Annotated in this window: 13 protein-coding genes; 5 read left to right on the top strand and 8 right to left on the bottom strand. The window is 73.0% G+C overall.

The features are described from left to right. The first annotated feature begins 40 nt into the window (after positions 1-40). The 3 genes from ACTXG6_RS00280 (at position 41) to ACTXG6_RS00270 (ending at position 3,069) form a co-directional block, all read left to right on the top strand. Positions 41-637 (top strand): response regulator transcription factor, encoded by a 597-nt coding sequence (locus ACTXG6_RS00280; protein ID WP_028926878.1) that lies wholly within the window; start codon positions 41-43, stop codon positions 635-637. A gap of 233 nt (positions 638-870) precedes the next feature. Continuing rightward, positions 871-1,440 (top strand): sigma-70 family RNA polymerase sigma factor, encoded by a 570-nt coding sequence (locus ACTXG6_RS00275; RefSeq protein ID WP_445185728.1) that lies wholly within the window; start codon positions 871-873, stop codon positions 1,438-1,440. Positions 1,441-1,458: 18 nt separating this feature from the next. Beyond that, complete coding sequence (locus tag ACTXG6_RS00270; protein ID WP_445185727.1) at positions 1,459-3,069, top strand: anti-sigma-D factor RsdA; 1,611 nt, start codon at positions 1,459-1,461, stop codon at positions 3,067-3,069. A gap of 88 nt (positions 3,070-3,157) precedes the next feature. Here ACTXG6_RS00270 and ACTXG6_RS00265 read toward each other — a convergent pair whose 3' ends face one another. After that, positions 3,158-3,538 (bottom strand): DUF5319 domain-containing protein, encoded by a 381-nt coding sequence (locus tag ACTXG6_RS00265; protein ID WP_445185726.1) that lies wholly within the window; start codon positions 3,536-3,538, stop codon positions 3,158-3,160. Between the two features lie 271 nt (positions 3,539-3,809). Between ACTXG6_RS00265 and guaB the strand changes: the two genes are divergently transcribed. Then, positions 3,810-5,339 (top strand): IMP dehydrogenase, encoded by a 1,530-nt coding sequence (guaB, locus tag ACTXG6_RS00260; protein ID WP_445185725.1) that lies wholly within the window; start codon positions 3,810-3,812, stop codon positions 5,337-5,339. Between the two features lie 42 nt (positions 5,340-5,381). After that, positions 5,382-6,509 carry a GuaB3 family IMP dehydrogenase-related protein gene (locus ACTXG6_RS00255; RefSeq protein ID WP_445185724.1) on the top strand — a complete coding sequence of 376 codons (1,128 nt, stop codon included), beginning with the start codon at positions 5,382-5,384 and terminating at the stop codon, positions 6,507-6,509. A 10-nt stretch (positions 6,510-6,519) separates the two neighbouring features. On the opposite strand, the gene ACTXG6_RS00250 is transcribed toward ACTXG6_RS00255, so the two are convergent. From ACTXG6_RS00250 to ACTXG6_RS00220, 7 genes are all read right to left on the bottom strand, one after another. Beyond that, positions 6,520-7,260, bottom strand: coding sequence for a class F sortase (locus ACTXG6_RS00250; RefSeq protein ID WP_445185723.1), 741 nt, complete (start codon positions 7,258-7,260; stop codon positions 6,520-6,522). Further along, positions 7,253-8,146, bottom strand: coding sequence for a DUF4397 domain-containing protein (locus ACTXG6_RS00245; RefSeq protein WP_445185722.1), 894 nt, complete (start codon positions 8,144-8,146; stop codon positions 7,253-7,255). Before ACTXG6_RS00245 ends, ACTXG6_RS00250 begins: the two co-directional genes overlap by 8 nt. 53 nt (positions 8,147-8,199) lie before the next feature. Further along, complete coding sequence (locus tag ACTXG6_RS00240) at positions 8,200-10,191, bottom strand: hypothetical protein (RefSeq protein ID WP_445185721.1); 1,992 nt, start codon at positions 10,189-10,191, stop codon at positions 8,200-8,202. A 316-nt stretch (positions 10,192-10,507) separates the two neighbouring features. Continuing rightward, positions 10,508-10,804 (bottom strand): 4a-hydroxytetrahydrobiopterin dehydratase, encoded by a 297-nt coding sequence (locus ACTXG6_RS00235; protein ID WP_445185720.1) that lies wholly within the window; start codon positions 10,802-10,804, stop codon positions 10,508-10,510. Between the two features lie 211 nt (positions 10,805-11,015). After that, positions 11,016-11,954, bottom strand: coding sequence for an ABC transporter permease (locus tag ACTXG6_RS00230; RefSeq protein WP_445185719.1), 939 nt, complete (start codon positions 11,952-11,954; stop codon positions 11,016-11,018). 64 nt (positions 11,955-12,018) lie between these two features. After that, positions 12,019-13,041: an ABC transporter ATP-binding protein gene (locus tag ACTXG6_RS00225; RefSeq protein ID WP_445185718.1), complete on the bottom strand. Its 1,023-nt coding sequence runs from the start codon at positions 13,039-13,041 to the stop codon at positions 12,019-12,021. Then, the gene (locus ACTXG6_RS00220) at positions 13,038-14,369 is read right to left on the bottom strand and encodes a hypothetical protein (RefSeq protein ID WP_445185717.1); all 1,332 of its coding nucleotides are present in this window, start codon (positions 14,367-14,369) and stop codon (positions 13,038-13,040) included. Before ACTXG6_RS00220 ends, ACTXG6_RS00225 begins: the two co-directional genes overlap by 4 nt. Positions 14,370-14,389 lie beyond the last annotated feature (20 nt).

Below are 14,389 nucleotides of genomic sequence, written 5' to 3'. Positions count from 1 at the left end.
GTCACCCGGCTGCAGGAAGCAGCTGTAGGAAGGAGTCCCTGTGACGACGGTACTGATCTGCGATGATCGTCGCAGCGTTCGTGAGGGGCTCACTCGTGTGATGTCCGCGGTGCCGGGGGTGCACCGAATCGACTGTGTGGCACATGGCGACGAACTGCTGGCCCGGTACTCCCGGCAACCGGTCGACGTCGTTCTGGTGGGGACGCAACGCGCGGTGCCCACCGGTGTCGAAGCAACACGTCGACTTGTCGCAGCGCATCCCCAGGCCAACGTCATTGTGTTCGGGGCACCGGACGACGCTGGCAGTATCGCCGCGGCCATTGCCGGGGGAGCTCGAGGCTACCTTCGCTGGGATGCATCGCGTCCTGAGCTGGTGGCCGCATTGGCCCACACTCTGGCCAGCACCGCCGTACCCACCCCTCGGGCTCCCACCGATCCTGGTGTGCAGCTCACCGAGCGGGAGCTCCAGGTACTGCGTGGCATGAGCCAGGGCAAGAGCAACGGTCAGATCGGCCGTGAGCTCTACCTGTCCGAAGACACCGTCAAGACGCACGCCCGCCGGCTGTTCCGCAAGCTCGGCGTCCGGGACCGTGCCCAGGCCGTGGCGCACGGGTTCCGCCGCGGCTTGGTTTCCTGATCGTCCTCACCGCTGTTACCTAGCGACAGCCACCAGACCAGACCGGGAGAGGTTGCAAACGCAACCTCTCCCGGTCTCGTGCGTCTTCTCTCTCGAAATACCTGGGGGCTGGGACCTACCCACCCGCTACGGTTGGTGCCCCCGGGGGCTTTGGGATTGGCCTGCTTCGCGACGCAGTACCCTCCCCGGGCACTGGAGGGGCCGTGTCGGTAACACCTAGACGACTAGTAGCGATGACTGATACGAGGGACGAAGAGTTCGACGCGTACCTGGCTGCCGCGATCCGTGGCGACCGGGTCGCTGTGGACTACATCCTGAGAACTATCAGACCGCTGGTGGTCCGTTACTGCCGTGCCCGCCTCGGGCGCACCGAACGGACGTTCGCGTCAGCGGACGACGTTGCGCAGGAGGTGTGCATGGCGGTACTCACGGCGCTTTCGAGCTACCGCGACCAGGGCAGACCTTTTCTCGCCTTCGTTTACGGCATCGCCGCGCACAAAGTTATTGACGCGCACCGGGCGGCCGGACGTAACAAGTCCGAGCCGGTTCCCGATGTACCGGATAGTCCAGAGGTTTCGGACGGACCCGAGCAGCGCGCGCTGCAGTTCGAGTCCGCCGGAGAGATGGGCCGCCTGCTAGAGGTGCTTCCGGAGAAACAGCGTGAAATTTTGATTTTGCGGGTGGTGAACGGCTTGTCCGCCGAGGAGACCGCGGAAGCGGTGGGCTCGACGCCGGGCGCCGTTCGGGTGGCGCAGCACCGGGCTCTCGGTCGGCTGCGCAAAGCAATGTCCGAGGGTCGGTAGTGGAGGAGGTGGTCTGAGATGCGTGGTTCATGGCGCGGGGACGAGTCCCCGAAGAATGGGCGTGGGCAGCGCCGGGCCGGCCGCTCCGGTGCCGGGTCCTCGAGTTCCCCCTTTGACTTCTCCGACGACGGCGACCAGGTCGACCCCGTCGACATGATGTCGATCCGGGCCGACGACGAGCTGCTCGACGCGCTGTCGAGCGGGCGTTCGGTCGGTCCGGCGTACACCCACGGCTTCGACGCCGGGATGGACGACGGGTACGCCGACGACCAGCAGGTGCTGGCGATGTTGGCCGGGTGGCGGGCGGATGTGGAGTCCGAGCCCTACCCCGAGCTGGTCTCGACCGATGCGGCCTCCGCCGCGATCGTCGCCGGCCAGCGGGCCGCCCGGCCTCGGCGCCGACTGATGCCGGTAGCCGCTGCCGCCGCCGTGGCGGTGGTGGCGTTGTCCGGTGTCGCCGTGGCGGCCGGCAACGCGCAGCCGGGCGACCCGCTCTGGGGGGTGTCGTCGGTGATCGACGCCAACCGGGCGAAGTCGGTGGAGGCGGCGTACCGGGTCGACCTGGCGTTGACCAATGCCCAGCAGGCCCTGTCGCAGGGCAAGGTCGCCGAGGCACGGGCCGCGCTGCAGAGCGTGGCGCCGGAGCTGAACCAGGTTCAGGATCCGCAGCGCAAGGACGAGCTGGCCGAGAAGAGCCAGAACCTGATGGCGACCGCCGAGGAGTCGCACGAGGGCGAGCACGTCGACACCGACGAGCGCGGAACGCCGCGCGACCCCAGCCGGCGGCACCGCGACCCCCGGAACTCCACCGACCCGAGCAACTCGAACGACCCGGCCCGGCAGAACGCCGGCGCTCCGTCGTCCGGCGCGAACCCGCCGCCCTCCAGCGAGTCCGACCCCGGCCGGGACCGGGAGCGGCAGCGGGGGCAGAACCCGGGCTCGGAGAGGCAGTCCGCACCGGACAGCGGCCAGCCGTCACCGGACAGCCGGTCCGACCAGCAGCAGCAACAGCAGCAGGGTGGCCAGCCGCAGCAGGGCGGGCAGCCGCAGCAGGGTGGCCAGCCGCAGCAGGGTGGCCAGCCGCAGCAGGGCGGGCAGCCGCAGCAGGGCGGCCAGCCGCAGCAGGGCGGGCAGCCGCAACAGGGCGGCCAGCCGCAACAGGGCGGCCCACAGGGCGGCCAGGACAAGAACCCACCGGCGAAGAACCCGCCGGAGAACAAGCCCGCGCCGGAGAACAAGCCGGCGCCGGAGAACAAGCCGGCGCCGGAGAACAGGCCTGCCCCGGACAAGAAACCACCGGAGAAGAACCAACCGGCCAAGAACCCGGGGCCCGGCTCCTCCAACGGAGGCAACTCCGGCTCGGACAAGCACAGCAAGCCGACCTCGGACAACGCCAGTAAGGGGTCGGCCAACAACAACTCTGGCGACAAGAAGAGCGGCGGCGACAGGGCCGGTTCTGGCGGCGGCCACTCCGGCGGTGGCAAGTCGAAGGGTGGCGGGGGCGACAGCGAGGGTCAGCCCGATGCGACCGGCGCCGTCCGGCCGACTTTCACCCCGCCGGGTGGCGCCCACGGCGCGGTCCGGCCGGTGACACCCGACAGCGGACCCCGCCCGGAGCCGACGACCTGACCTCGGACGTCCGGAGTCGGTCCGGAAGTCGCGGTGAGTTCGGGAACCGGGTCAGCTCACGACCCTCGTACTGCCTCTGATGCGGTGTTCAGCCCGAGCTGAACACCGCATCGGCATATCCACGGCAGTACTCCCAGGTCACGTAGTGGGTCGGATCCGGGTCGAACGCGGGCTCGTGCCGGCGCATGTGGCCCTCGTCGAGCAGTTGCTGCAGGCTCGCACGCAGCAGGTTCCACTCGTGGAAGTGCTGCTCACCGCAGTCCGCGCAGTCGACCACCAGGCCGCGGATGCCACGGTTCTCCAACAGCGCCTGGTACACCGCGAGGTCGCTGAGGTCTTCCACGATCTCGTCGCGTTCCTCGGCGGTCAGCGGCTCCGGCTCGTCCTCGGCGGGCAGACTGTCCAGCGCCCGTGCCGGGTCGTGCGGGTCACCCGCGAACGGGTCGGGGGGAAGGGCATCCTGCGGCACGACGCATACCGTACCCGGCTTCTGCCGGTGGTGTGGCCCGAGTATGTGCTATAGCCGGTTGAGTGCCGCAGGATGCCGGTCCGGGTGTTCCGCGACCCGATCCCGAGCGGCCCGACCGAGGTGCCGGATAGGATTGGGTTGTCCCGTCGATCCGCTGTGTTGCTGCCTCGGCCGGCGACCTGCCGTCCGAAATGTCGATGCATTGGCCGGTGACCGCCGGCCGGTCGAGTTCCCGCCGAGTCGAGACCGCCGCCGAAGGGTTGACCATCGCATGACCACCGAGCTGACCGCCGGACTGCCGCCGAAGTTCGCCCGGCTCGGGCTGACCTTCGACGACGTGCTGCTGCTGCCTTCGGAATCCGACGTGCTGCCCAGCGCGGCCGACACCGCCACCCAGCTCAGCCGCAACGTGCGGCTGCGGGTGCCGCTGGTGTCGTCGGCGATGGACACGGTCACCGAGGCCCGGATGGCCATTGCGATGGCCCGCCAGGGCGGTATGGGTGTGTTGCACCGCAACCAGTCCGCGCAGGACCAGGCCGCCCAGGTGGAGGTCGTCAAGCGGTCCGAGGCCGGGATGGTGACCGACCCGGTGACCTGCGCGCCGGATGCCACGCTGCGCGAGGTGGACGAGCTCTGCGCCCGGTACCGGATCTCCGGCGTACCGGTGACCCACCCGGACGGCACTCTGCTCGGCATCATCACCAACCGGGACATGCGCTTCGAGCTGGACCACGGCCGCCGGGTCAGCGAGGTGATGACGCGGCAGCCGCTGGTCACCGCCCAGGTCGGGGTGACCGCCGAGGCCGCGCTGGGGCTGCTCCGCCGGCACAAGATCGAGAAGCTGCCCATCGTGGACGGCGCCGGGATGCTGCGCGGCCTGATCACGGTCAAGGACTTCGTGAAGACCGAGCAGTACCCGCTGGCCACCAAGGACCCGGACGGCCGGCTGCTGGTCGGTGCCGCGGTGGGCGTCGGGGACGACGCCGTGGAGCGCGCCATGCTGCTGGTCGAGGCGGGCGTCGACGTGATCATGGTGGACACCGCGCACGGGCACTCCCGCCGGGTGCTGGAGATGGTGGCCCGCCTGGTCAAGGACACCGGTGACGGGGTCGACGTGGTGGGCGGCAACGTGGCGACGCGGGAAGGCGCCCAGGCGCTGGTGGACGCCGGCGCGGACGGGGTCAAGGTCGGCGTCGGCCCGGGCTCGATCTGTACCACCCGGGTGGTGGCCGGGGTCGGCGCGCCGCAGATCACCGCGATCTACGAGGCCGCCCAGGCCTGCGCACCGGCCGGCGTGCCGGTGATCGGCGACGGCGGCATCCAGTACTCCGGCGACATCGCCAAGGCGATCGCGTCCGGTGCGAGCAGCGTCATGCTGGGCAGTCTGCTGGCCGGCACCGCGGAGGCGCCCGGCGACCTGATCCTGGTCGGCGGCAAGCAGTTCAAGACCTACCGGGGGATGGGCTCGCTCGGTGCCATGCGCACGCGAGGGGCGGCCGACGGCACAGGCACCGGCGGAAAGTCCTACTCCCGGGACCGGTACGCCCAGGACGACGTGCTCAGCGAGGACAAGCTGGTGCCGGAGGGCATCGAGGGGCGGGTCCCGTTCCGCGGCCCACTCACCCAGGTGATGCACCAGCTGCTCGGCGGGCTGCGCTCCGGGATGGGCTACACGGGCTCGGCCACCATCGCTGACCTGCAGCAGGCCCAGCTGGTGCGGATCACCTCGGCCGGGCTCAAGGAGAGCCACCCGCACGACATCACGATGACCGCCGAGGCACCCAACTACGTCACCCGCTGACCTCCGGCGGTCACCGAGGATCACTGACATACGCTCTCCTCCGTGCGTGACCTTGTAGAGATCGGGATGGGCCGCAGCGCCCGGCGGGCCTACGACCTGCAGCAGATCGAGATCGTGCCGTCGCGGCGGACCCGGACGTCGAAAGAGGTGTCCACCGCCTGGCAGCTCGACGCCTACCGGTTCGACATCCCGCTGGTGACCCATCCGACCGATGCGATCGTGTCGCCGGCCACCGCGGTCCGGGTCGGCCAGCTGGGTGGGCTCGGCGTGCTCAACGCGGAGGGACTCTGGGCCCGCCACGCGGACCCGGTGGCGGTGCTGGCCCAGCTGGTGGTCGCGGCCGAGGACGACGACCCGTCGGCCGTGCTGCGCCTGCTGCAGCGGCTGCACACCGCGCCGATCCAGCCGGACCTGATCGCGGAGGCGTTGCGCCCGGTGCGCGAGGCCGGCGTGACGGTCGCCGCGCGGGTCAGTCCGCAGCGGGCCAGGGAGCTCACCCCGCACCTGCTGGCGGCCGGCGTGGAGATCCTGTTCGTACAGGGCACCATCATCTCCGCCGAGCACGTGTCCAGCGCCGGCCAGCCGCTCAACCTCAAGCAGTTCATCAACGACCTGGACGTACCCGTGGTCGCCGGCGGGGTCGGCGACCACCGCACCGCGATGCACCTGATGCGCACCGGGGCGGCCGGCGTGCTGGTCGGCTACGGCGAGTCGACGGCCACCACCACGGACGCCGTGCTCGGTATCGGGGTGCCGATGGCCACCGCGATCGTGGATGCGGCCGCCGCGCGCCGGGACTACCTGGACGAGACCGGTGGGCGGTACGTGCACGTGATCGCGGACGGCGGGATCTTCGGCTCCGGGGACATCGCGAAGGCGGTCGCCTGCGGGGCGGACGCGGTGATGCTGGGCGAGCAGCTGGCCGAGGCGTCGGAGGCGCCGGGCGGCGGGCTGTACTGGACGCCGGCCGCCGCGCACCCGTCGCTGCCGCGCAGTGACGTGACGGGTGTCGCGCCGGGGACGCGTGACCTGGAGTCGGTGCTGTTCGGCCCCTCGGACACCCCGGACGGCACGGTGAACCTGTTCGGGGCGCTGCGCCGGGCGCTGGCCAAGACCGGTTACTCCGACCTCAAGGAGTTCCAGCGGGTCGGCCTGACCATCCGGCGCTGAGCCGGGCCGGTCACGGCTGGCGCGAGGCGTACACCACCACGTTGTCGCGGTAGGAGCGCACAGTCCGGTCGAAGCTGCCGCCGCAGGTGATCAGGCGCAGCGCCGCGCCGGGAACCGGGCCGTACACGGCGGCGGTCGGAAAGTTCGCCTTCGGGTACTGGCGCACGCCGTCGACCCGGAACGGCAGCTGACCACCGTCGGACATCCGCACGGTCACCACGTCGCCGGCCCGCAGCTCGCGCAGCCGGAAGAACACCGCCGGCCCGGCTCGGGAGTCGACGTGCCCGGCGATCACCGACGGCCCCGGGCGCCCGGGTACCGGGCCGCCGGTGAACCAGCCTGCCCTGGCGTAGTCCGACGGCACCTGGAGGCTGCCGTCGGGGTTGCGCCCGAGCGTGACCAGGGTTCGCTCGTCGACCCCGATGGCCGGGATCGCCAGGCCGACCGGCACCGGGCCGACCGGCACCGGGCCGACCGCGTCGGCGCGCACCGGTGTGCCGGCTATGCGCGCGCCGGTGGCGGTCGGCAGTGGCTGACCCGCCGCGGTGCCGGCCGCGCGCGACCGGTTCGGTTCGTCGAGCAGCCAGGCGACCGCGATCCCGTGCGCCAGGCAGGTGAGGACCAGCAAGGTCGCGGCCACGTACTCGGCAACGCCCCCGGACCGGCGCAGGAGCAGCCGCAGCCGCAGTCGGTACCCGAGGTGGTGCCGGGCGTGGTGGCGGCTGGGGCGGGTCCTGGTGGCCCTAGACACCCGACCTCCGGCGGGCCCTCGGCACCCACACCGTCAGCGACCCGACGACCAGCCCGACGACGAGCACCGGGATCAGCGGGAAGGAACCGGGTGCGGTGCCACCACCGCCGGTCTCCGCGCCACCGGCCGGGGCGCTGGCGGTGCCGACGGCGTCCGGCAGCTCGGTCAGGGCGAGCCCGCCGGCCTTGTGCACCACAACGACGGTGCACACCGAGGCCGACCGCACGTCCATGGTGGCCGGTGTCACGCTGTCACCGGAGCGCAGGGCTACGTTCCAGTGCCCCTGCGGCAGCGTCACGTACTGGCCGGTGTCGCCGTACTTCAGCCCCGGGGCGAGGACGGGCCCACCGATGACGTTCACCTCGATGGCGTCCGGGTCGGGTGCCCCCTGCACCACCCGGACCTTGCCGGCACCGGCGGCGGGCGCACTCAGGTCGTCGGTGAGCATCTGGCCCCGGATAGTGCCGTCGGGCCCGTTCTCGAACACCAGCATGGTGTTCGCCGTGTTGGCCCTGACGTCGACGTTGGCGCTCAGCGCCGGCGGTGAGCTGGCCGGCGCGTCGGCCGGGCGCATGGACACAGAGTAGGTCCCCGGCGCCAGCGTCTGGTACGGCGTCACCGCGCCGTAGGCGGCCTGTCGGAAGGCCACCCGCTGCGGCAGGCCGAACAGGGACAGGTAGATGTCCACCGGTGGGGTCTTCGGCGAGAGGTGGCCGAGGCGGACCCAGCCGGACGGCGCGCCGGGTGCGGGCGCCGGCTTCGGGGCCGGCGCGGCCAGCGCGAGGGCCGGCGCGGTCAGCATGAGCACGGTTGCGACCAGGACAGCGACCGCGGCGGCCGGAGCGGAGCGGCGGACTCTTCCCGGAACGATCGGATGCTGGATCACGGTGCCGTCCTTTGGTGCGGTGCGGTGCGTTCGGTGTGCTGTGCTGGCCTCGGTCAGCGGGCGAGGAATGCCTCGAGCAGGTCCGGCGGGGCCAGCGGCGGATAGCGGACGAGCACGCCGGACGGGGTCACCGTCACGGCGTACGGGCGGAACGGGCCCAGCTGGGCCTCGAAGAAGGCGACGATGTGGCGCTGCGCATCGGCCGCCGGAACGCCGTCCGGCGGCGGGCCGTCCGGGGTGAGCAGCAGTTGGCGCAGCGGCCGGTCGGCGGCCTCGCCAGGTATCGGCGGCAGGGCCACCAGCCGCAACCGCTGGATGGACAGCAGCGCGCCCAGTGCGGACATCGCGGCGGGGTCGACCCGGCCGGCGCGCAGCTCGGCGGTGACCTCCGGATCGGCGCGGAGCTGCGGTGAGGTGGCCAGCGCGGCGCCGGCGGCACGGCGGGCGTCCAGCTCGCGGGCCGGGTCGGACCCCATCGCCGCGGTGGTGCGTACCTCGATCCGGTCCGGTGCGTCGGTCGGGCCGAACTCGGCGATCAGGACGGCGGCCGGCGGTGTTGGCTCCGACGGGGTGGTCACCCACCAGTCCTGGTCGGCACAGGTGGCGGGCGGGGGCGGGCGCTGGCAGTCCGCCGCGCCGTTGATGGTCGGCCAGACGTCGGTGCCGGATATCAGCGCCACCCGGCTGCGGGGATCGGTGCGGACCTGCCCCGGGTTCGGCACGTTGTCCCGCAGCCACGCTCTCGCCCAGGTGGTGGGCGGCGGCGTGGTCGCCTTCGGCAGCTGCGCGAGGTTGGCCGCCCAGACCAGTGCGAACAGGCCGGTCAGCCCGGCCGGCGCGAGCTTGGGCAGGCGGGGCCGCCACCGGTCCAGCCAGCTCGGGCGGGGCCGCCACCGGTCCAGCCAGCTCGGGCGGGTGCTGGCCGTCGTGGTGGCCCCGCGCTCGTGGATCCGGTCCAGCCGCTCCCGGGCCACCGCGACGGCCAGCACCGCCGCCAGCGGGACGGCCAGCGCCGCCGAGGCATCCAGTACCGGCGCCAGCACCGCGACCCCGAGCACCCCGACGGCCAGTGGCCGCTGCCGGTGCGACCGCAGCGCGGCCAGCGCCACGACCAGCGCTACGACCGGGGTGACCGGGTCGCGGCCCAGCCAGCCCGGCGCGAACCACTCGGCCGTGCCGCTCGGCCCGAACCAGTCGGCCGGCCCGGTCGTCACGGCCAACCCGCTGGCCAGTGCCGCGGTACCCAACCCGACCGCGGTGAGCACGGCACCGGTCAGCAACGCGGGGCGCCTCGGGTCGCCCTGGCGGGCGCTGAGCAGCAGTACCGAGGGCAGCAATGCGATCGCGACCGGCGCCGTGAGGATCGCCACCGTCAGGTAACCGGTGATCGCGAGGTCCACCCGCAGCGCCGCGTGGCCGACCCGGGGGATGCCGGTCGCCAGCACCAGCGCGGCCAGCGACCAGAGCAGCGCCAGGCTCTCCGGTGCCGCGACCCGGGCCGTCCCGATCGCTACCGGGCACAACGCCAACAGCGCGACCGCGACGACAGACCAACGCCAACCGGCCCCGACCCGGCCGGCCAGCGCCCAGACCAGCAGCCCGGCCAGCACCCAGAGCAGCGGGCCGCTCTCCCGCACGGCGCCGAGCGCGCTGGGGGCCCGCCGCCACGCGCCGGTGCCCGAGGTGATCGCGGCGAACTGCGGGGTGGCCAGCGACATCAGCTTGACCGGCAGCGCGCCGAGCTGGCTGCCGATCCAGGCTCCGGTCCGGCTCAGTGTCACCACCCCGGTGACCAGCGCGGCTTCCCGGTCAGTTGGTTCCGGGGTGTCGTAGAGCGCCACCGCGCGCAGTGCGGCACCGGTGCCGAGGGTCGCGGTCAGGGCGCCCCAACGCAGCGCGGCGACCCTGGCCGGCGGCCGCGACCCGGCGCCGCGGCGGAGCCGGTGGGTGCGGGTGCCGCGGTGTGGCACCGCGTGGGTGGGCCGGCCGTTGCGGGCGGCGTGCGACGGTCGCGAGCGACGGTACGGGACACGGAGCGCGGACAACCGCGACGCCACGAGGCCCGCCGCCCGGTCGGTCGTCGGAGCGTCGGCGGCCTCGCCGTGGCCGTCGCGATCGTCGCGATCGGTCGCCCCGCGAGCGGCCTGATGGGGGAGCCAGCGTGCTCCAGTTGGCCGGTTCAACAAGGCCGCCTTCTTGACTACTTAGTGTAATCAATAACTTGGCCAGGTTAGTCTTCCAGGTGACACTCACCAGGCTGCATTCGGTCTAACTTGGACGCACTGCTACGGACGGTGTCGTGAGTTCGGCCATCTGGGTGTGTCGCGTGGGGGCCGCCGGCGGGGTCCTAGTGTCAGGGCGCTAGTCGCTGGCCGCCTGGATGCAGTCCGATATCTCGCCGGCCAGTCGCACGTCGAGCGCGGTGATGCCACCGGCGGAGTGGGTCGAGCAGCGGAACGTGAGAGTGCGCCAGCGGATGTCGATATCCGGGTGGTGGTCGGCACGTTCGGCCAGTTCGGCCACCCGGTCCACCACCGCGATGGCGGCCGGGAAGCTGGGCAGCTTGGCGGTCCGGACCAGGGTGTCGCCGTCCCGCTCCCAGTCGGGCAGCTCCCGCAGTGCCTCGGTGACGGCGGTGTCGTCGAGCAGATCAGCCATGGGGGCATGGTCCCGCATCCGGGCGCCGTTCGCCGAGGCACTTGTTGCACCGGCCGGCCGCCGAGTTCAACCTGAGTCGCCCGCGGACCATGATCGAACCAGAACTGTGTTGAGTTGACCATGAAAACCGCATCGAGGAACGGGGGATGCGGCGCGCAGCGGAAGCTGCGGCAAGGAACGGGGGGTGCGGCGGACAGCGGAGGCTCGGTGGTCAGGACTCGCGGCGCCGGGTGGCGGCCACCGCGACCGCCAGGCCGACCACCAGGTAGCCGGCCCCGACCAGCGTGCTGTGCACCAGCCCGTCGGTCGGCACCGGATCGCGCAGCAGGTCGACGAGCGAGGACCAGCCGCTGGTCAGCATTACCGGGCGCAGCCAGTTCAGGGACGGGATCGCGTCGAGCACGCCGAACACGAGTGCCCCGCCGAGCACGGTGGCCAGCACCACCAGCGGGTGGTCGGTCAGCGCGGAGACGGCCAGTGCCACCGCGCCGACGGCGGCGATCTGCAGCAGCGTCCAGCCGGCGGCCAGCGCCACCCTGGCCAGCGCGGAACCGAGGCCGACCGACGTGCCGGACAGGGTGAGCATCGTTCCCCCACCGCCGACGATGCACACCCCGGCCAACAGCCCGACCACGGTGACCGCCGCGACCTCCAGCACCGCAACCGTGAGCACTCCGAAGGCCTTGATCCCCACCAGCCTGGGCCGACTCACCGGGGCCAGCAGCAGCCCGCGCAGGGTGCCGTGCGCCGCCTCACCGGCCAGCGCGTCGGCCGCCGCGATACAGATGCCGAGCGGCAGCAGCAGGATCAGCGCCACCCGCAGCGCGGTGACCGGCAGCATCAGTCCGTTCGCGGTCACCGCCGCGATCAGCCCCGGCCCTGGCCCCGGCGCGCCGGACAGCGCATCGCCGGCCGAGCCGAGGGTGGTCACCCCGATCGCGATCAGCAGCGGGACCAGCGCGAGCACCCCGAGGGTCACCAGCGTCCGGGGTCGGCGCAGCTCGGTGCGCAACTCGGTGCGCAGCAGCCGCAACAGCGGCGCGGCCGCCGCCCCACCGCTGGCCGCCCCACCGCTGGCCGCCCCACCGCTGGCCGAACCGCCGCGCCGGCGACCCGAGCGGCGGCTGGCCCGCTCCGCGGGGGCGGTCACCCGGGCTCCCCGCGGACGCTCGCCGACCGCGTCCGCCCTGCCACGGTGGCCTGAGCCGGCTCGGTCACGCATTCTCCTCGGTGAGCTGGACGAACAGCTCCTCCAGCCCGGTGCGCCTGCGGCGGGCCTCGGCGACCGGCACGCCGGCCTGCACCAGGGTGCTGAGCACCAGCTCCGGCGGCGTCTCGGCCAGGTCGGCGATCACCAGGCCGCGCTCGGTGTAGCCGGGGATGCGCGCGGTGCGCAGGGCGGCCAGTGCGGCGTTCGGCTGGCTGGTGTGGATCTGCAGCGCCGGGCCGTCGGCCTCGAGCAGCTCGGCCAGCTCGCCGGTGGCGACCACCGCGCCGGCGGCCAGCACCGCCACGTGGGTGCAGGTCTCCTCGACCTCGCTGAGCAGGTGCGAGGACAGCAGCACGGTGCTGCCGGCGGCGTGCAGCTCGGAGATCAGCCGCCGGACGTCCCGGGTGCCGGCCGGGTCCAGCCCGTTCGTCGGCTCGTCCAGCACGACGAGTTTGCGCGGCGCCAGCAGTACCGCGGCCAACCCGAGGCGGTGCTTCATGCCGAGCGAGTAGGCGCGGTACGGGCGGTCGCCGCCGGCCGCGCCACCCAGCCCCACCCGGGACAGCGCCGCGCCGACCGACTCCGCGATGGCGGCGGTGGCCAGCAGCGGTTCGGCCGCCGCGTAGCGGGCCAGGTTGTCCCGCCCGGACAGGAAGGGCACGAAGCCTGGGCCCTCCACCAGCGCGCCGACGTGCGGCAGTGCTCGCGCCGCGCCCGCCGGCATCGGCTGTCCGAGCAGCTCCACACTGCCCCCGGTCGGCCGGGACAGCCCGAGCAGCAGCCGCAGCATCGTGGTCTTGCCGGAGCCGTTCGGGCCGAGCAGGCCGAGTACCGAGCCGGTGGGTACGTCCAGGTCCACCGCGTCCAGCGCCACGGTCCGCCGGTACACCTTGCGCAGCGCGCGGACCCGGGCCGCCGGTGGTGTCGGCAGCCGGTCCGGCGGGCCGGGCAGTGCCGTCGGTTCGCTGTGTGCCGGGTCGCCGCCCCGGGCGACGATCGTGCTGCCGGCCTGATCGGGCCTGCTCATCGGGTCAGCGCCTCGGTGAGCACCTGGGCCGGCACCGCGCCGGTCGCCAGCCGTCCGTCCGTGGTGATCACCGTGTTGCCGATCGGTGTACTGACCAGCCGCCCCTGGCCCCACGGGCCGCTGATCGGGCTGCTGATCCGCCGCAGCAGATCCACCGCGCCGGTCTGCCGGGGTCGGTTGCCCGCGCCCGGTCCGCTGGCGGCGCCGGTCAGCCTGGTCGCGGGGCGCACCCTGCTCAGCAGCACGGTGTCCCAGCCCCGCCCGATCAATGCCGAGCCGCCCAGGTCCGTGCCGTCAACCGCGCTCGTGCCGTCAACCGCGCTCGGTCCGACAGCGCTCGGTCCGACAGCGCTCGGTCCGACAGCGCTCGGTCCGACAGCGCTCGGCCCGACAGCACTCGGGTCGCTCGGGTTCGCCGCGCCAGCCGAAGGTTGGATCTGAGCCGGGTCGGCCGGCCGGGGCGCCATCCGCTGGACCTGCACCCCGGGAGCCGGGGTGAAGGCGAACAGGGCGGGGTCCTGCGCGCCGAAGCTGATCTCGCTGAAGCCGATCCGCAGCGCGGGCTCGGTGGAGCCGTTCGCCAGCACTGACACCTCCAGCGGCAGCCGGGTCTGCCCATCCACCGCGACCCGGACCTCACGCAGCAGCGTCCGTTCGGTCGGGACCGGATCGAGTACCAGTTGGTAGGCCGCCCGGTCGGCCACCATCGCGGTCGGGTCGACCCGCACCGTGCTGTCCCGTCGCAGCATCGCAAGAACCGCGACCGCCACATCCACCGGGCTTCCCATCATCCCGCCGTCCATCCCGCCGACCTGAGCCCTCCGGGTGCCGCCCCGGGCCTGGCGGAACGGGTTGGTGCCCAGCGCGGGCAGGGTCGGCAGCCCGGAGAGCTCGGTCAGCTCCGGCATCGCGGGCAGCCGCTGTGGCCTCGGCTCGGGCGGACCGGACGGGGTGCGAATCACCGATCGTGTGGCTGAGTTCCACAGCCACACGTCCGTGCCGTCGTCCACGAGGGTGCGCTCGCCGTCCGGCTCGGGCAGTGACATCCGCCGCCGGCCGTGATCGTCGGACCACAGCCGGGCGGTCCGCACCCCGCCGCCGGACTGGGTGAGACCGGGCAGTCCCAGCCGGGAGTCGAGCTCAACGGTGCCGGCGAGCGCACCCGGGTTGGCCTGGGAAATTGAGGCGATCAGCTGGTCCGCGGTCACCGGCGGCAGCGCCCCGGGTGTCGATACCGGGGCAGGGTTCGCCAGCTCGACCGCCACTATCGCGACGAGCGCGACCGCGGTGGCGCACGACAGCGCCAGCGCCAGTCTGCCCGTTTGCATGCGGCAAGGGTGAACCATGT

Source organism: Pseudonocardia sp. Cha107L01 (assembly GCF_052566575.1).
This window is presented reverse-complemented; position numbering and strand designations above follow the sequence as displayed.

Excerpts from the sequence above, each read along its gene's own strand:
- ACTXG6_RS00275 (WP_445185728.1), top strand. The coding sequence starts at position 871 with ATGACTGATACGAGGGACGAAGAGTTCGACGCGTACCTGGCTGCCGCG.
- ACTXG6_RS00270 (WP_445185727.1), top strand. The coding sequence starts at position 1,459 with ATGCGTGGTTCATGGCGCGGGGACGAGTCCCCGAAGAATGGGCGTGGG.
- guaB (WP_445185725.1), top strand. The coding sequence starts at position 3,810 with ATGACCACCGAGCTGACCGCCGGACTGCCGCCGAAGTTCGCCCGGCTC.
- ACTXG6_RS00235 (WP_445185720.1), bottom strand. The coding sequence starts at position 10,804 with ATGGCTGATCTGCTCGACGACACCGCCGTCACCGAGGCACTGCGGGAG.
- ACTXG6_RS00225 (WP_445185718.1), bottom strand. The coding sequence starts at position 13,041 with ATGAGCAGGCCCGATCAGGCCGGCAGCACGATCGTCGCCCGGGGCGGC.
- ACTXG6_RS00220 (WP_445185717.1), bottom strand. The coding sequence starts at position 14,369 with ATGCAAACGGGCAGACTGGCGCTGGCGCTGTCGTGCGCCACCGCGGTC.